Source organism: Pseudomonas sp. Irchel 3E13 (genome assembly GCF_900187455.1).
Classification (GTDB): domain Bacteria; phylum Pseudomonadota; class Gammaproteobacteria; order Pseudomonadales; family Pseudomonadaceae; genus Aquipseudomonas.
The window spans coordinates 192,757-210,268 of the sequence record NZ_FYDX01000001.1 but is presented as its reverse complement, the minus strand read 5'-3'; the positions used below and the strand labels follow the sequence as shown (position 1 = coordinate 210,268).

Below are 17,512 nucleotides of genomic sequence, written 5' to 3'. Positions count from 1 at the left end.
TAGCCGGGCAGGCCGGGCAGGGCTCTAGCATGGGGTTTGGCGAACAACAACGAGAACCACGCCGATGGACATCCTGCTGGTTGACGATCACCCCATGCTGCGCCTGGGCCTCAGTGCCGTGCTCGCCGAGGAACTGCCGGTGCGTGAAGCCGCCTCGGGCGAAGAAGCCCTGCAACGGGTTCACGAACAGGTGCCGGGGTTGGTGCTGATGGATTTCGACCTGCCCGGCATCAGCGGCCTGGAAACCACCCGCCGCCTGCGCCAGCGCCTGCCACAACTGCGCGTGCTGTTCTTCAGTGAACACACCGAACTGGGCCTGGTGCGCCAGGCGCTGGACGCTGGCGCCTGCGGCTTCCTGTCCAAGTCGGTGGCGCCTGCCACGCTGCTGGAAGCGGTGCGACGGGTGTTGTCCGGCCATGCCTACATCGAACAGGCCCTCGCCACGCAACTGGCAACCCAGCCGCAGCGGGCACAGGACAAGGACGCGCGGCTGAATGGCCTGACCCAGCGCGAGACGGAAATCTTTCTGATGCTCGCCAAGGGCACGCCTATGCGGGTGATCGCCGAACACCTGTGCCTGAGCGGCAAGACGGTTTCCAACTACCTGACCCTGCTCAAGAGCAAGCTGCAGGTGAGTTCCCATGCGGAGATGGTGCACCTGGCGATCCAGACGGGGCTGCTTCGCGACGTGACAAGCTTCAAGCTGCAAGCTGCAAGTTAAGCGCGCTCGGCGAGCCGCGTCGCTTGCAGCTTGAAGTTGCCGTCAGTCCCAGGTCTTCGGACAGCCTTCACAGCCTTCCATGTTGGCATCCTGGAAGTTCGCGTAATGCTTGCGGGTTCCGCGCAGATCAGCCTTCTCCAGGTTGCTCTCGCCGAACTTGGCTTCTTGCAGGTTGGCGTCGGCGAGGATCGCGCCCTTCATGTCGGCGCGGCTCAGCCAGGTCATTTCCAGGTCGGCGGCTTGCAGGTTGGTGTTGTGCATCTTGGCCCCGGAAAGGCGGGCGAATTCAAGGTAGGCAGCGCTGAGATTGGCGTCGTTGAATTTCGCGCCCTGGGCGAACATGCCCCAGGCTTGCGCGGCCACCAGGCTGGCACCGGTGAGGTCGGCGATGCGCAGGTTGGTCTGTTGCAGGCTGGCGCGGTTGAGGTTGGCGCCCTGCAACTGGGCCTTTTCCAGATTGGCCAGGTCGAGCTTGGCGTGACGCAGGTTGGCGTTGCGCAGGTTGGCGCCGGCCAGGTTCATCTTGCTCATGTCCTGGTTGTTCAGGTCAGCGCCTTCGAGGTTGGCGTTGGGGCACTGGCTGCCCGGCTGGATCACGCAGCCATTGATAGTCAGTGGCTGGTCGTCGCCGCCGTCGTCATTGGCGATAGCGGCGAAGGCAGGGGAAATGGCAATGGCGAGAAGTAGCGGGAGGTATTTCATGGATAGCTCCTTAGAAGGCGTGCCGTGCCTTCCTTGTAGGAGCGAGCTTGCTCGCGATGGCGTCAGACGCCACCACCGTGGCTGTCTGTCGATCGCCATCGCGAGCAAGCTCGCTCCTACAAGGGGGGCGGGTGGCGAGCCCTGAAGTCGAAAGCGAAAGGGGGCTGTCAGGCCCCCTCGTTCAGCTCAGATCAACGTTGTGCGGTCTTGGTATCCCAGGCAGGGATCTTGAATACCCAGAACGAACCGCCCTGTGCCACTGGCTTGGTCAGCTCGGCCATGTCGCCGCCCCACAGTGGAACAGCGCCGCCGTAACCGACGGTCACGCCGATGTACTGCTCGCCATCTTGTTCCCAGGTGATCGGTGGCGAAACGATGCCGCTACCGGTCTGGAATTTCCACAGCTCTTCGCCCGTCTTGGCGTTGAACGCTTTGAAGTAGCCGTCACCGGTGCCGGTGAACACCAGGTTGCCCTTGGTCGCCAGTACGCCAGCCCACAGCGGCAGACGCTCTTTGTGTTCCCAGACCATCTTGCCGGTGGTCGGGTCCATGGCGCGCAGCGAACCGACGTGGTCTTCGTACATGCGCTTGATGCGGAAGCCCATGCCGAGGTACGCGGAGCCTTTCTTGTAGTTGACGGTCTCGGTCCAGTATTCCTCTTTCCACTGGTTCGACGGCACGTAGAACAGGCCGGTGTCCTGGCTGTAGGCCATCGGGTTCCAGTTCTTGCCACCGAGGAACGGCGGCGAGACTTCGACCGACTTGCCGCGGGTTTCGCCTGGCTCTGGCTTCGGCGGACGCTGGCCTTCGTTCTCGACCGGGCGACCGGTCTTGAGGTCGATGTGGCTGGCCCAGGTGATGTTGTCGGCGAACGGGAAGGCGTTCTTCAGCTTGCCGTTGGTACGGTCGACCACATAGAAGAAGCCGTTACGGTCAGCGTGGGCGGTGGCCTTGTACTGCTTGCCGTCTTTGTCCTTGTAGTCGAACAGCACCAACTCGTTGTTGCCGGAGAAGTCCCAGGCATCGTTCGGGGTGTGCTGGTAGAACCACTTCACTTCACCGGTGGTTGGGTCAACGCCGACCTGGCCGGAGGTGTAAAGGCTGTCGTAGTCGTGCGGGTTGCCGTCTTTCGAGGTCCGTGCCCAGGTGTTCCATGGGCCAGGGTTGCCGGCACCGACGATGATGGTGTTGGTCTCGGCGTCGAAGCTCGCGCTCTGCCAAGGGGCGCCACCGCCGTGGCTCCAGGCCTCGACCTTGCCGGTTTCGGTGGTCGGATCATCCGGCCAGGACGGAGCTTTCACATCGCCGGTCGGGGTGCTGTCCTTGCCGTTGATGCGGCCCATGTGGCCTTCGACGAACGGACGCATCCAGACTTCTTCACCGGTGTCCGGGTCGCGGGCGAACAGTTGGCCGACAACGCCGAATTCGTCACCGGAGCTGCCGTGGATCAGCAGGACCTTGCCGGTCTTCTGGTCTTTGATCAGGGTCGGCGCACCGGTCATGGTGTAGCCGGCGCTGTGATCGCCGAATTTCTTGTTCCAGATGACCTTGCCGGTGTCCTTGTTCAGCGCGATGACGCGCGAGTCGAGGGTGCCGAAGTAGATCTTGTCGCCGAAGATGGCGGCGCCGCGGTTGACCACGTCACAGCATGGACGGATGTCGTCCGGCAGACGGTGGTTGTAGGTCCACAGGCGTTTGCCGGTCTTGGCGTCCAGCGCGAAGACCCGCGAGTAGGAACCGGTAACGTAGACCACGCCGTCATGGATGATCGCTTGCGACTCCTGTCCACGCTGCTTCTCGTCACCGAACGAGTACGACCAGGCCGGGGTCAGCTTGAACACGTTCTTGTCGTTGACCACAGCCAGCGGGCTCCAGCGCTGGGCGTTGGTGCCCATGCCGTATTGCAGCACGTTGTTGGTGGTCTTGTGGTCGTCGGCGATGTCTTCCCAGGTCACAGGCTTGGCCTGGCTGGCAGGCGCCATGGCCAGGGTGCTGACCAGCAGCACGGCCTGGACGGCCATGGACAGAGGAGAGAGAGCGGCGGGTAACGATCTTATTGTCATGTTGGTGTTTCCCAATGGAGGTTTTGGCCTGCATAGACTGGAACGCCAACGCCCTTCGAGAAACGGAAAAACTCCCGCCCTTGCCGGGAAAACTTCCCGGTTCGGACATGATTTGGCACTGCCCCACAAGCGCTACTACCAAAGCACTGGGTCGCGACCACCAAAGCAGCATGGGGGCTGTACGACGCGCTTCCTAAGATGGCCGGCAGAACCTTTCGCCAGAGAGGTTTTCGCGTGCAAATCGTGCAACCTGAAGTAGTCGAGGGCAAAACAATGACAACAGTGAAAAACGCCTGGATGAGCGCCATCTTTATGGCTGGCCTGATGAGCGCAGGGGCGGTCATGGCCCACGGCAACGTGACGCCGACGGCGGTCAATACCGGCAACCTGGAAAAGCTCGGCGAGGAATGGCGTACGGAAAACCCGTACCGCACGGGCAAGAATCACGACGAAGCGTTGAGCATCGGTGCTTCGGCCTATAACCAGAACTGCGCGGCTTGCCATGGCCTGGAAGCCAAGTCCGGCGGTATCGCCCCGGACCTGCGCATGCTGGACGAAGGCGCGGTGGGCGATGAGTGGTTCGTCGAGCGCGTGCGGCACGGTTCGGTGCGCGACGGTCGCGTGTACATGCCGAAAATGGCGGACTACCTGAGCCAGGAAGCGCTCTGGGCGATCCGTACTTACCTCGACAGCGTGCACGTCGAGGAGTGATGCCATGGGCCGGGTGCCGTTCCTGCTGATGGCGCTGCTCGTCGGCGCCCCGGCATACGCCCTGGATCCGGGCCCCGACCCGGTGCCCTCGGTGATGTGGGAGTTTTACCGAAAACAATGGATTGGCGATGAGCCTTACCGCTTCGACGAGCGGATCAAGGTCATCGCGCCGCCGTTCGCCGAGGACGCCCGGCAGGTTCCGCTGCAGATCGATGCGCGCGGCCTGCCGGGGAAGGTCAAACGCATGCTGGTATGGGCCGAACTGAACCCGATTCCGCGCATCGTCGACTTCGCTCCCGGTCCCGAAGTACTGCCCTGGCTGGCGATCCGCGTGCGTATCGAACAGGCCACGGCGTTGCGGGCCGCGGTGCAGACCGAGGAGGGCGTCTGGCATGTCGGCTCGACGCTGATCGAGGCCGCCGGTGGTGGTTGCACCGCGCCCAGCGTGGCGCGCAGCCAGCCCGGTTGGGAACAGCGGCTGGGCCAGGTGCTCGGTGGCCGCTACCCGCGCGAAGACTACAGCCGCCTGCGCCTGTCGGTCTCGCACCCCATGGATAACGGCCTGATGGCCGGGATTCCGGAATTCTTCATCGAGCACGCCGAACTGTTCGACGCCCAGGGCCAGTCGCTGGCGACCCTGGAACTGTTCCCGGCCGTGAGCGAAAACCCCAGCCTGTCGTTCGACCTGCGCCGTCCGGGCCCGGTACGCCTGAGCCTGCGTGACAACAACGGCAATGCGTTCGACGCCGCTATCGAATGAGGTCGCTGATGCGTGCTTTGTTGTGCCTGTTGAGCCTTGTCAGCCTGCCGAGCCTGGCGGAGCTGGACTACCGACTCGAACCGCGCCAGGTGGCGGCGGACACTTACGTGCTGGAAGGCAGCACCGACAACTTCTCCCGCGACAACGGCGGCAACATCGTCAACACCGGGTTCATCGTCAGCGAGGACGGTGTCGTGGTGATCGACAGCGGGCCGTCGCTGCGTTACGGCCAGGCCCTGCGCCAGGCCATCGGCAAAGTCACCGACAAGCCGGTGGTGCAGGTCTTGATCACCCATCACCACCCCGACCACGCGCTGGGCAGTCAGGCGTTCGCCGACGTGCCGATCGGCGCTTTGCCCGGCACCCGCGAGCAACTGGAGAAAGAGGGCGATGCCCTCAGCGAGAACATGTACCGCATGGTCGGCGACTGGATGCGCGGCACCCAGGTGCGCCTGCCGGAGCAGGTGTTGCAGCCGGGGGTGAAGACCTTCGGTTCGCATCCGTTGAAGCTACTGGCGTTCAGCGGGCATAGCGGCGCGGACCTGGCGATTCTCGACGAAAAGACCGGCGTGCTGTTTGCGGGTGACCTGCTGTTCTACCAGCGCGCCCTGACCACGCCGCACAGCCCGGGTTTGAACCAGTGGGTCGATGACCTGCAACAGTTGCAGCGCTTGCCGTGGAAGGTGCTGGTGCCGGGGCATGGCCCGGTCAGCCACGATCGCGCGCCGTTCGACCAGATGGTCGACTACCTCGGCTGGCTGGACGACCTGCTGCGCGACAGCGCGGTGCATGGCCTGGACATGAACGAAGTGATCGCGACGCCGATTCCCGAGCGCTTTGCGTCGGTCAAGTTGAGCAAGTACGAGTTGATTCGCAGCGTGACGCACCTGTATCCGCGGTATGAGCAGGCGGTGATGAGTCGGGTGGAGCAGTGATTCCATACCCCGTTTTGACGATGCCCACCTGATCCCGCCCCCGTATACCTCTCAGGGTTATTTACCTGGAGGTAACCGCTGTGAAACAAGCTCCCCCTTATGTACCCGGCCATCAGCTGCTGGCCGGCAAATCGGTGCTGATCACCGCCGCCGCCGGCGCCGGGATCGGTTATTCGGCGGCCCGGCGCAGCGCCGAGGAAGGCTGCCGGGCGTTGATGATCTCGGATATCCACCCGCGCCGACTGGAAGAAGCGGTGGAGCGCTTGAAGTCGGAAACCGGTCTGCAGGCAATCTACGGCCAGTTGTGCAACGTCACCGTCGAAGCCGAGGTCCAGGCCCTGGTCGACGCCGCCGAACACCAGCTCGGCGGCGTCGATGTGCTGATCAACAACGCCGGCCTCGGTGGCCAGAAAACCGTGGTCGAGATGAGCGACGAAGAATGGTCGCGGGTGCTCGACGTGACCCTCACCGGCACCTTCCGCATGACCCGCGCCATCCTCCCGCACATGCAGCGCCGCGGCGCCGGCGCCATCGTCAACAACGCCTCGGTGCTTGGCTGGCGTGCGCAAAAGGAGCAGGCCCACTACGCCGCGGCCAAGGCCGGGGTCATGGCGCTGACCCGCTGCAGCGCACTCGAGGCCGCCGAACACGGCGTGCGGATCAACGCGGTGTCGCCGTCCATCGCCCTGCATGACTTCCTCAAGAAAGCCTCCAGCGAAGAACTGCTGGCCAGCCTCGCCGGGCGCGAAGCCTTCGGCCGGGCCGCGGAAGTCTGGGAAGTGGCCAACGTGATGATGTTCCTCGCCAGCGACTACGCCTCGTACATGGTCGGCGAAGTGCTGTCCGTCAGTTCGCAACAGGCCTGAGGAGTCCGCCATGAGCCAAACCTTCAGCAGCGCCCGGGCGCTGCTCGATGCCGAGGGCCTGGACCTGGGCCGCACCGAGTGGCTGACGATCGACCAGGCGCGCATCGACCTGTTCGCCGAAGCCACCGGCGATCACCAGTGGATTCACGTCGATCCCGAGCGCGCCGCCAGCGGGCCGTTCGGCGTGTGCATCGCCCACGGCTACCTGACCCAGTCGCTGGCCAATCTGTTCCTGCCGCAACTGATGACCCTGGAAAACATGGCCATGGGCGTCAACTACGGCTCCGACCGCGTGCGCTTCCCGGCCCCGGTGCGGGTCGGCGCGCGCGTGCGCGGGCATGGCCTGATCCTGCGCGTCGAGTCGTTGGGCGAGGCGGTGCAGGCGGTGGTCCGCGTCAGCGTCGAAATCGAGGGCGAAAGCCGCCCGGGCTGCGTGGTCGACACCATCAGCCGCTACACCTTCAATCCTGTTTGAGAGAGCCCGTCATGAGCCTGAATGAAGTCGTAATCGTTGCCACGGCGCGTACCGCCCTGGCGAAATCCTTCCGTGGATCCTTCAACGACACCGAGGCCCCGGTGCTGGGCGGCCATGTGGTGCGGGCGGTAGTGGAGCGCGCCGGCATCGAAGCCGACGCGGTGGAAGACGTAATCATGGGCGCGGCGGTGCAGCAGGGCACCCAGGCCTACAACATCGGCCGCTTGTGCGCCTACACCGGCGGCCTGCCGGACAGCGTGCCGGGCATGGCCCTGGACCGCATGTGCGCGTCCGGCCTGATGAGCATCGGCGTGGCGGCCAAGGGCATCATGGCCGGAGAAATGAACATCGCCATCGGCGGCGGTGTGGAATCGCTGTCGCTGACCCAGACCAAACACAAGAACACCTACCGCGCCCAGTCCCAGGCGGTGCTGGAGGTGATGCCGTCCGCCTACATCCCGATGCTGGAAACCGCCGAAATCGTCTCGCGCCGCTACGGCATCAGCCGCGCCGCCCAGGACGATTACAGCCTGCAAAGCCAGCAACGCACCGCGGCAGCGCAACGGTCCGGGCTGTTCGATGACGAAATCGTGCCGCTCGCCGCCGACCGCCTGCTGTTCGACAAAGAAGGCCAGCCTGCCGGCCACGAGCGGGTGATCGTCGAACGCGACGAGTGCAACCGGCCCGCCACCACCCTGGACGACCTCGCCGCGCTCAAGCCGGTGTGGAAGGACGGCAAATGGATCGGGCAGGGCGAGTTCATCACCGCCGGCAACGCCTCGCAGTTCTCCGACGGCGCCGCCGCCAGCCTGCTGATGAGCAGCGCCGAGGCCAAGCGTCGCGGGCTGACACCGCTGGGCATCTACCGCGGGATCGCCGTGGGCGGCTGCGCGCCGGAAGAAATGGGCATCGGCCCGGTGGTGGCGATCCCCAAACTGCTCAAGCGCTTTGGCTTGAATGTCGCGGACATCGGCCTGTGGGAAATCAACGAAGCGTTTGCCTGCCAGGTCCTGCATTGCCGGGATGCCCTGGAGATCCCGCCGGAGCGGCTGAACGTCAACGGCGGCGCGATCGCCATTGGCCATCCGTTCGGTATGTCCGGGGCGCGGATGGTCGGGCATGCGCTGCTGGAAGGGCGGCGGCGTGGCGTGCGGTATGTGGTGGTCGCCATGTGCATTGGTGGCGGGATGGGGGCGGCGGGGTTGTTCGAGCTTCCTTGATCTTTACCGGCCGTCCTCGCTGGCGAGCCAGCGATGACGGCCCTTGGAACAACCAGCTACCCCATTTGGACGATGCCTCCGCGACCACCCGGTCAGATGATCCGCTGACAAGAAAAAACCAGAGGATCACCCGATGAAGCCTGCACCGTGCCCGCACCTGTCGTCATGGAGTCCGTCATGCGCAATCTGATCGGATACGCCATGAGCGCCATCGTCATCGCCGCCGTCGCGTTGGCCTTCTCTCCTCGCCAGCCGGCGCCGCTGGCGGTCTCGCAGATCAACGCCGACCGCGTCCAGGTCAACGCCTTGGTGGCCGACGGCCCGCAACTGCTGGGCGTCGGCGAACGCGGCACGATCCTCACCAGCGACGACGGCGGACGGTCCTGGCAGACCCGCCAGGTCGGCGGCGAGCGCGAAGCGACGCTGACCGCGGTCACCGCCCTGGCTCCCGGCCTGCTGATTGCGGTCGGTCACGACGGCTGGATCCTGCGTTCCACCGACGGCGGCCAGCAATGGCAGGAAATGCACTACGACGCCGAACTGGGCGAGCCGCTGCTGGGTGTCTGGAGCAGCGACGGCCAACACGTGGTGGCCTACGGCAGCTACGGCAAATACCTGGAGTCCAGCGACGCCGGCCAGCACTGGAGCGCGCGCGAAATGCCCGGCGACGGCGCGCATTTCAACGGCCTGGACGGCGGTGCCGATGGCCGGCAGATGCTCGTCGGCGAACAGGGCCTGGTGCTGCGTTCCAGCGATGCCGGCCAGCATTGGCAGAGCCTGACGCCGTTCTACAGCGGCTCGCTGTTTGGCGTGGTGCGCTTGTCCGCCGAGCGCTGGCTGGCGTATGGCATGCGCGGCAACGTGTTTCTCAGCACCGACTTCGGCGAGAGCTGGAAGCCGGTCGATGTCGGCAGCACCCAACCGATCTACGGCCACGCGCTGTTACCCGACAATCAGGGCCTGGTGCTGGTGGGTGCCGGCAGTCGCTTGATCCGCCTGGATGCCAAAGGCACTCTGCTCGACAGCTCGCAGCGCATGGGCCTGGGCACCCTGACCTCGGCGCTGGTGCTCAATGCCCGCCACCTGTTGGTGGCCGGCGAGCGCGGCGTGTTCCAGGGCAGTGGCGACAGCGCGCTGGCCGCCGTGAAGTAAGACGATTGTTGATGAACCGCCTGGCGTTTCCCGTGCGCCAGGGCCGGCGTGCTGCCGGGCGACCTCGCCCGGATGCTCCACCACAATAAAAACAATGTTGCGGGCTCCGGGGGGCCGGGCCCGTGGGGGATTGACCATGCAAACCGTGATGCCCAACGCCCGTGTCCTGGAAACAATGGGACTGGAGCTGGCCGAGTACGAGCGGCTGATCGGCAACATGTACGACGCGGCGATGGACACCCGTTGCATGACCGAGTCGCTGCAACAGGTCCGCGCCTTGTTCCAGGCCAATTTCGTCACCCTGATCCTGCGGGTGGCGGACGAACCGTTCCTGTCGCCGATGATGGTCGCCGGCGACATCGAGCTGGGCGAGGGCGGCGTCAACCACTACGCCTACTACGCCAAATCGACCCTGTTCGACCGATTGCCCTCCGACCAGGTGTTCACCATCGACGACCTGATGACCGAAGCCGAATGGCTGGGTTCGTCGTTCTACCTGCTGTACTGCGAACCCTACGGTTGCCACCAGATGCTCGGCGTCGATATCAGCATGCCGGACGGCGGCATCCTGCGCCTGCGCATCAACCGCACCCGCGAGCAGGCGCGCTTCGGCGACACCGAGCGGGCCATGTGCGCGATGCTCATCCCGCACCTGCGCCGGGCCCTGCACATGCATTCGCTGCTGGACCGCAGCGAGTCGCTGGGCAGCCTGTATTGCCAGACCATCAGCCGCCTGGCAGTCGCCACCATCGTGCTCGACGAAAGCGGCAGCGTGCTGCAACTCAACCCGGTGGCGCGGGAAATCCTCGACAGCAATGACGGACTCAAACTGGTGGGCGGCCGGCTGGAAGCGACTTACCCGAGCGACAATCGGGAACTCAGCCGACTCGTGCGCAATGCCTTCACCCGCGCCAAACAAGGGGAGGGCGACCGCCAGGGCGCGGAGGCCATGTCGGTGTCGCGGCCGTCCGGGCAGGTCAACCTGGGCGTGGTGGTGGAGTTGATTCCGTCGCAGGAATTGCTGGAGGGCAAGGGCAAGCCGACGGTGATGGTCTATGTGCGCGATGCGGTGGGCAAATCCCTGGTCAGCACGGTGGTGACCTCGCAGCTCTATCACCTGACCCCGGCGGAAACGGCACTGGCGCTGGAGCTGGCCAATGGTCTGTCGCTGGAAGAAGCGTCGGAGTTGCTCAATATCCGTCGCAATACTGCCCGGGCGCATTTGCGGTCGATCTTCTCCAAGACCGGTGTGCGACGGCAGACCGAACTGGTGCGGATCATGCTCAACAGCGTGGTTGCCCTTGGGCAGCCGGGGACGCTGCCGTTGCCGGCTAGCGCGGTGTGAGGGGTGTTGTTGCGGATTTCAGGTGATCGCCTGAAAAAAGCAGATCAGCGGTAACCAATACCGCTGAGAACTATCATTTTTGCCAGTAGTTGAGTGTCTGGATATCTCCCATATTGATTTCGTCTACCAGCGGACAGCGTCCATTGGCGCGCTGTCTGGTTTTGTCTGGTTAAGGCCATGGCACCTGGGAGGCCACCATGAAGGCTGCGATTTGCTCGTTGTTGCTTATGTCTTTGCTGGGTACTCACAACGCTGCACTGGCAAGAGAGGACCTTCAAGGCAATACCGTCGGCTCAGTACGTAACGACGGTGGTGATGAAATCATCCTGCAGGGGTTTCACTGGAACTCCAGCCGTGTTTCGGGCGAAAGCTGGTACACGATCCTGGCGGCCAAGGCTGCAACCATCGCGCAGGATGGCTTCACCGCGATCTGGATGCCACCGCCCTGGCGAGATGGCTCCAAGTGGGCTGATGCCGCGTCGGGTACCTCGGGCGGCGGCGAAGGGTACTTCTGGCAAGACTTCAACAAAAACAGTCAATACGGCAGTGATGACCAGCTCAAGCAAGCCGCCGCGGCGTTGAACAAGGTCCACGTCAAGCCGATCTATGACGTGGTTCCCAATCACATGAACGGCAATTTTCCGGGCCAGGAAGTTCAGCTACCCAAAGGGCAGAATTTCTGGCGCGACGATTGCCAGCCCGTCAGCAAATGTGATGACGGCGAGGGGTTCATGACGGGAGACGCCGACCTCAATACCGCCAATCCGCGTGTGTTCGAGATGTTCAAGGATGAGTTCGCCAACCTGCGGGATCACTACGGTGCGCAGGGGCTTCGCTTTGACTTTGTCAAAGGCTACGCGGCCGAGCGTGTCGACAGCTGGATGCAAGGGTTCGGCACCCAAGGCTTCTGCGTGGGCGAGCTGTGGAAGGCACCGAACGAATACGCCAGCGATGACTGGCGTAGCAAGGCCAGTTGGCAGGATGCCTTGAAGGACTGGTCGGATCGCGCCCATTGCACGGTGTTCGACTTTGCCTTGAAGGAGCGCATGCAAAATGGCGCAATCGCCGACTGGCGCCATGGGCTCAACGGCAATCCTGACCCACGCTGGAGGGAGGTAGCCGTCACGTTCGTCGACAACCACGACACGGGCTATTCGCCAGGGCCCAATGGCGGGCAGCACCATTGGGCTCTGCCTGAAGAGCGCCGCAATCAAGCGTATGCGTACATCCTGACCAGCCCCGGCACACCGACCGTGTACTGGCCAGACATGTACGACTGGCCACGGGGCGAGCTGATTCGCAAGTTGATCAGGATTCGTCGCGACGCCGGTGTCAAAGCCGACTCGGCTATTTCGTTTCTGGGCAACTACTCCGGGTTGGTCGCACGGACCACCGGAGGCAAAGGCACGCTGCTGATCGCACTGGGGTCAAACCTCAGCACTGCCGGTGCTGGATTCACCTCAGTGCTCGATGCCGACAACGGTCAGATCCGGGTGTGGCGGTCTGCGCAGTCCCAGGCTTCCGTTGAGGTCACCTTTACCTGCAATCAAAGCATCACTCAACCAGGGGAAAGCGTCTACGTAGTGGGCAGTAGTGCGGAACTGGGTGAGTGGAAGCCTGCGCATGCCATTCGCCTGACGGACACAAGTGCATACCCGAGCTGGAAGGGGGTAGTCCGTGTACCGGATCAACAGACGCTGGAATGGAAGTGCATCGTGCGCCGGGAGGCCGACGCCAACAGCGAGCCGCGTTGGCAACCGGGTAACAACAATGTGCTGAAGGTTGGGGAAGGCGCCAGCAGCACCGGCAGCTTTTGAGCGATGAATGCCAAATGGGCTGCCCCACCACAGGGGCGGCTCCCCACCACCGAACCTCCCAAAATGCGTTAGTCCGCACGGACGATGCTGCCGCCTCCGGCGCCTGCCGATACTGGGCTCCCCGCTATCGGTATTCCAAGGAGAACAACAATGACCGGCAGTAACCTGGCCCCCCGTGGCCTGGCTTCGTGGACTTTCGCGGCCCTGCTTGGCTGCACCGCCATCGCCCCCGCCAGCGCCGCCCCTGAAGACGTGCCACGCCTGGGCGCCGAGCTGACCTGCCTGGGCGCCGACAAGAGCGGTAACGCCGATGGCAGCATTCCAGCGTATTCCGGCAAGTGGCTGGGCGTACCGCCTCAGGTCGACTTCAAAGGCACCGGCAACCACCCGATCGACCCGTACCCGGACGAGAAGCCGCTGTTCGTCATCACCGCGGCCAACCTGGCGCAGTACGCCGACCAGTTGTCTGATGGCCAGAAGGCGCTGTTCAAGCTGTACCCGACCACCTTCAAAATGCCGATCTACCCCAGCCACCGGGATTTCCGCCCCAGCGACACGGTGTGTCAGGCCACCAAGGAGAACGCCGCCATCGCAAAATTGGTGGACGACGGCGAAGGCGTGGTCGGCAAGACCGGCGGCACGCCGTTCCCGGTACCGCGCAGCGGCCTGGAACTGCTGAAGAACGCCTCGACCTTCACTCTGCGCGCCTGGACCGAGGAATACATCTCCGACAACGCCTACGTGCTCAAGGACGGCAACATCAACTGGGGCCGCGTGCACTCGCGCAACCTGGCGCCGTCGCTGGAACCGGGCAAGATCGGCGACACCACCGGCAACTCCTCGTTCTACCTCAACGAAACCCTGCTGCCGCAGCGTGACAAGGGCGAGATCAACACCGGCACCGAGTTCTGGAACGACAAGACCGAGCCACGCCAGGCCTGGCGCTATGACCCCGGCACCCGTCGCGTGCGCCAGTCGCCGGGCTACGGTTTCGACATGTCGTTCCCGGGGAGCGGCGGCTCGATCACCGTGGACGAAGTGCGCCTGTTCAACGGCTCCGGCCAGCGTTACGACTGGAAGATCGTCGGCAAGCGCGAGATGTACATCCCTTACAACGCCTACCGCCTGCATTCGCCGCAACTCAAATACGCCGACCTGCTGACCCCGGGGCATATCAACCCCGATGCCATGCGCTACGAGCGCCACCGCGTGTGGGAACTGGAAGGCACCCTCAAGCCCGGTTATCGCCACCTGTACGGCAAACGCAAGCTGTACATCGACGAAGACACCTGGTTCCCGATGCTCGCCGACAACTACGACAACCGTGGCGAGCTGTGGCGCACCTCGATGGTCAACTACTTCTACGCCTACGAGTCCTTCGGCCAGCAGGCCGGGGTAGGGCTGTACCACGACCTCAATGCCGGCAGCTACCTGGCGTTCAACCTGATCAACGAACAGCGCAACGGCTACCAGTTGAACAAGCCGGGCTTCAGTCCGAAGGATTTCGGACCGGAGGCGGCGCGGCGTTTCGGTCAGTGATCGCCTGATTTCCAAGGGCCTCATCGCCGGTTTGCCGGCGATGAGAACGCTGCAAAACCGCCTAGTCCAATTGGAGGATGAAGCCCTGGCGCATCTGCCCAATCATGGCGGTCATGAATTCACCCATTCAGAAAGGGGGTATTAGCCGCCCCCCAGGTTTTCACCCGAGGACAACAACAAAATGACCAAACTCGCTGAAATCTCCCTCGACAATGCCCAGCGCACTCACCGCTACGCCCGCGGCTGGCATTGCCTGGGCAACGCGGCCGACTACCGCGATGGCAAGCTGCACACGCTGAACATCTTTGGCACCCGCCTGGTGGCCTTTGCTACCAGCGAAGGCACCATCAGCATCCTCGATGCCTATTGCCCGCACATGGGCGCCGACCTGTCCCAGGGCACCATCGAGAACGACCGCGTGGTCTGCCCGTTCCACCACTGGAAATACGACACCGCTGGCAAGTGCGTCGAGATCCCGTACTGCAAGCGCATCCCGCCGAAAGCCAAGACCCGTGCCTGGCTGACCTGCGTGGAAAACAACCTGCTGTTCATCTGGAACAACCCGGAAGGCAAGGCCCCGAGCGAAGGCGTGGTCATCCCGCACCTGGCCGTGATGGACAGCCCGGACTGGATCCACGACTGGAACATCGACACCATGCTGATCGAGACCAACCCGCGCGAGCTGGTCGACAACCTGGTGGATGCCCAGCACTTCGGCCCGGTGCACGGCACTCCGACCAAGTTTTTCTCCAACATCTTCGAAGGCCATATCGGCCACCAGATCTTCCACGGTGACTCCGAACGTCTGGGGGGCGACCTGATCGCCGAGTCGGCCTACTACGGCCCGGCGACCCACTTCACCCACCTCAGCTCGATGTTCGGCGACGTGCGCATCCACGCCATCCTGCTCAACAGCCACGTTCCCGTCGGCCCCAACAGCTTTGAATTGCGTTTCGGCTGCATGGTCCAGCGCGTGCCGGGCTGGACCGAGGAGCAGAACCAGGAAGTGGCCAAGGCCTACGTCATGGGCAACCGCGCCTCGTTCTACCAGGACGTGGACATCTGGAAGCACAAGATCCGCATCGACAAACCGGTGCTGGCCGAGACCGATGGCCCGGTCTATCAGTTGCGCGAGTGGTACGAGCAGTTCTTTACCGACGAGGACCAAGTGCCGGCGAGCATGGCCTCGCGCCGCGAGATCGTCACCGTCGACGAGCGTTGAGACACCCGGGGTCCGGCGCCATGCCGGCGGGCCCCGACCGAACCACGGGTTTGGAGAATGCCGACAATGAAAATAAAAAGCCTTCTTGCCTACAGTGTTCCGCTGTCCATTTTGTTTTTCGTGGTGTTGACGGTGCTGGTTTCGGTGCCGCCGGAACCACGCAGCGTCAAGGCCTGCCGACAGATGCCGGGTTGCGTCAGTGTGGTGGCGTCGTTCCAGGGGTGGCCGAGTTTGCGATAGGTTGTTGTTTTGGGTGTTTGAGTGGTGAGCTGAACACTGTGGTAGCTGGCTTGCCAGCGAATTGGCCGGCATGGGCAACGATGTTGTTCGGTCTGGCGGCGGCCGTGAGACCGGGTTATGGCGACCAGGTGCATGCCGACAGTTTTTCAGCGCTCTCAAGATCGAGCGCCGCCCGGGCGGCGCTCGATCTTGAGAACGCTAGAAAACTTCCGGCTAGCGCCTTCCACCCACCACACGGCAAAAAAAGACCGCGACCAGCCCATCGCCAGCCGCGGCCAAGCGGGAATCTCACTGCTGTAGCACGCTAGCCTGGTTTCCAGTGCCGAACTGCTGAAGGGTTGCGGTCTGGTTCATGCCGCTCTGGTCCACCGTAGCCTGGTTGGCCGTACCGCCCTGGGTGACATAGGCCACATTGACCCCATCAGTCTGCTTGATACTCGCCTCGTTGCCCTGCCCATAAAGCTGCCAGGTGTAGCTCTGGTTACCGCTGCCGCTCTGCTCGAGGGTCACGCTGTTGCCACTGCCGGTACTGCTGCCGGTGGCGTAGTTGAGCGTGCCGCGCTGCTCGGCGATCAGCAGGTTGTCGCTGCCGTTCTGCTCGAAATACAGCTCGTTGTTGCTGTCGGCCTGGTCGATCCGCGCTTCGTTGTCCGTGCCGTTCTGGTTGAGGCGGGCCAACTGGTTGCCGCCGTTCTGGGTCAGGTTGGCGCTGTTGCCGCTGCCGTTCTGGTTGAGCTGGGCCCGTTGCTGGGTGCCGAACTGGCCGCCCAGGCGCTCGCCTTTCCAGTTACTGGCGAGAATGCGGTTGCCACTGCCGGTGGAGTTGACGCTGAGCTGGTGGCCGTCGCCGCTCTGGTAGCTGAAGCCGACGTTGCCTGAGCCGGTCTGGTACAGGGTCGCCACCGATTGCAGCGATTCGAACTGATCGACGTAGAAGGCATTGAGGTCGCCGGCCTGGATCACGCTGGCCAGGTTGTTTTCGCCGAAGGTCTGGTCGACCACGGTTTCGTTGGTCTGGCCGTACTGGGCGACGTTGGCCTGGCTGGAAACCTGGGTGTCCTGCCAGACCTGCACGCTGTTCCAGCCGCCGCTCTGGCCGATGTTGACCTCGCCACCTTGTCCCGAACTCTGCTCGCCGTAGGCCCAGTTGCCTTCGCCGGACTGCTGGATAGTGATCTGGCCGTTCTCGTGAAGCATGTGTTCGGCGGCGCTGTAGTTGTCGTTGCCCTGTTGCAGGGTCTGCGACTGGTTGGCGATGCCGCCGAACAGTTGTTCGGCGAAGGCGCTGTTGCCGGCGCCGAACTGCTGGGTCAGGGCCTGGCTGCCTTCCTGGGTGTCCTGGTAGATGAAGGCGAAGTTGCCGCTGCCGGACTGGATTTGGGTCGCCTGGTTCTCGTAGCCGATCGACTGGCTGGCGTGGGTGGTGTTGAGGCTGCCGGTCTGCTGCTGGTTGATCTGGCTGCCGGATTCGAACAACTGCTCGGCGTAACCGGCGTTGTACTCGCCCAGGTGCTGTTGCAGGATTTGCGCGGTGGCGCCGTCCTGCAGACTTGCGGCGTTGTTGCCCAGGCCGGTTTGCTGCTGGTTGCTGGTGCTGTTGGGTGCGGCGAGTTGTTTGACCTCGGCGATGTTCTCGGTGCCGAGCTGGTTCTGGTTCGACACGCTGTCATCGGCCATGACCTGGCCGGCAAGCGCCAGGACAATGGCGGCGCTTAGGGGAGCGAGCTTGAACATGGTGATGCCT

At 63.7% G+C, this 17,512-nt stretch carries 16 protein-coding genes; 12 read left to right on the top strand and 4 right to left on the bottom strand.

Annotation, left to right across the window (positions count from 1 at the left end):
• Positions 1-64: 64 nt before the first annotated feature.
• Positions 65-721: a response regulator transcription factor gene (locus CKW37_RS00860; protein ID WP_095153543.1), complete on the top strand. Its 657-nt coding sequence runs from the start codon at positions 65-67 to the stop codon at positions 719-721.
• 42 nt (positions 722-763) lie between these two features.
• On the opposite strand, the gene CKW37_RS00855 is transcribed toward CKW37_RS00860, so the two are convergent.
• Positions 764-1,423, bottom strand: coding sequence for a pentapeptide repeat-containing protein (locus CKW37_RS00855; RefSeq protein WP_095153542.1), 660 nt, complete (start codon positions 1,421-1,423; stop codon positions 764-766).
• 191 nt (positions 1,424-1,614) lie between these two features.
• Positions 1,615-3,444: a quinoprotein ethanol dehydrogenase gene (gene exaA / locus CKW37_RS00850; RefSeq protein ID WP_256587670.1), complete on the bottom strand. Its 1,830-nt coding sequence runs from the start codon at positions 3,442-3,444 to the stop codon at positions 1,615-1,617.
• Between the two features lie 315 nt (positions 3,445-3,759).
• On the opposite strand from exaA, the gene pedF reads away from it, so the two are divergent.
• The 11 genes from pedF to CKW37_RS00795 all read left to right on the top strand — a co-directional run bounded on the left by pedF (position 3,760) and on the right by CKW37_RS00795 (position 15,528).
• Positions 3,760-4,197 carry a cytochrome c-550 PedF gene (pedF, locus tag CKW37_RS00845; protein ID WP_095153540.1) on the top strand — a complete coding sequence of 146 codons (438 nt, stop codon included), beginning with the start codon at positions 3,760-3,762 and terminating at the stop codon, positions 4,195-4,197.
• 4 nt (positions 4,198-4,201) lie between these two features.
• A complete protein-coding gene (locus CKW37_RS00840; RefSeq protein ID WP_095153539.1) occupies positions 4,202-4,957 on the top strand; it encodes a quinoprotein dehydrogenase-associated SoxYZ-like carrier in 756 nt (251 codons plus the stop codon).
• Positions 4,958-4,965: 8 nt separating this feature from the next.
• A complete protein-coding gene (locus CKW37_RS00835; RefSeq protein WP_095153538.1) occupies positions 4,966-5,892 on the top strand; it encodes a quinoprotein relay system zinc metallohydrolase 1 in 927 nt (308 codons plus the stop codon).
• 80 nt (positions 5,893-5,972) lie between these two features.
• A complete protein-coding gene (locus tag CKW37_RS00830; RefSeq protein WP_095153537.1) occupies positions 5,973-6,758 on the top strand; it encodes an SDR family oxidoreductase in 786 nt (261 codons plus the stop codon).
• A 10-nt stretch (positions 6,759-6,768) separates the two neighbouring features.
• A complete protein-coding gene (locus tag CKW37_RS00825; RefSeq protein ID WP_095153536.1) occupies positions 6,769-7,233 on the top strand; it encodes a MaoC family dehydratase in 465 nt (154 codons plus the stop codon).
• Between the two features lie 11 nt (positions 7,234-7,244).
• Complete coding sequence (locus tag CKW37_RS00820) at positions 7,245-8,453, top strand: acetyl-CoA C-acyltransferase (RefSeq protein WP_177454385.1); 1,209 nt, start codon at positions 7,245-7,247, stop codon at positions 8,451-8,453.
• A 177-nt stretch (positions 8,454-8,630) separates the two neighbouring features.
• Positions 8,631-9,605 (top strand): YCF48-related protein, encoded by a 975-nt coding sequence (locus CKW37_RS00815; RefSeq protein WP_095153535.1) that lies wholly within the window; start codon positions 8,631-8,633, stop codon positions 9,603-9,605.
• 136 nt (positions 9,606-9,741) lie between these two features.
• On the top strand, positions 9,742-10,950 hold the full coding sequence (locus CKW37_RS00810; protein WP_095153534.1) for a helix-turn-helix transcriptional regulator: 1,209 nt from the start codon (positions 9,742-9,744) through the stop codon (positions 10,948-10,950).
• Positions 10,951-11,177: 227 nt separating this feature from the next.
• Positions 11,178-12,767, top strand: a complete 1,590-nt coding sequence (locus CKW37_RS00805) for a glucan 1,4-alpha-maltotetraohydrolase domain-containing protein (RefSeq protein WP_095153533.1) — start codon at positions 11,178-11,180, stop codon at positions 12,765-12,767.
• Positions 12,768-12,917: 150 nt separating this feature from the next.
• Positions 12,918-14,306, top strand: coding sequence for a DUF1329 domain-containing protein (locus CKW37_RS00800; RefSeq protein ID WP_095153532.1), 1,389 nt, complete (start codon positions 12,918-12,920; stop codon positions 14,304-14,306).
• Positions 14,307-14,487: 181 nt separating this feature from the next.
• A complete protein-coding gene (locus tag CKW37_RS00795) occupies positions 14,488-15,528 on the top strand; it encodes a Rieske 2Fe-2S domain-containing protein (protein ID WP_095153531.1) in 1,041 nt (346 codons plus the stop codon).
• 89 nt (positions 15,529-15,617) lie between these two features.
• Here the strand turns inward: CKW37_RS00795 and CKW37_RS32740 are convergent, their stop codons facing one another.
• Positions 15,618-15,902, bottom strand: coding sequence for a hypothetical protein (locus CKW37_RS32740; protein ID WP_159985189.1), 285 nt, complete (start codon positions 15,900-15,902; stop codon positions 15,618-15,620).
• 154 nt (positions 15,903-16,056) lie between these two features.
• Positions 16,057-17,502 (bottom strand): curlin, encoded by a 1,446-nt coding sequence (locus CKW37_RS00790; protein WP_095153530.1) that lies wholly within the window; start codon positions 17,500-17,502, stop codon positions 16,057-16,059.
• Positions 17,503-17,512: the final 10 nt, after the last annotated feature.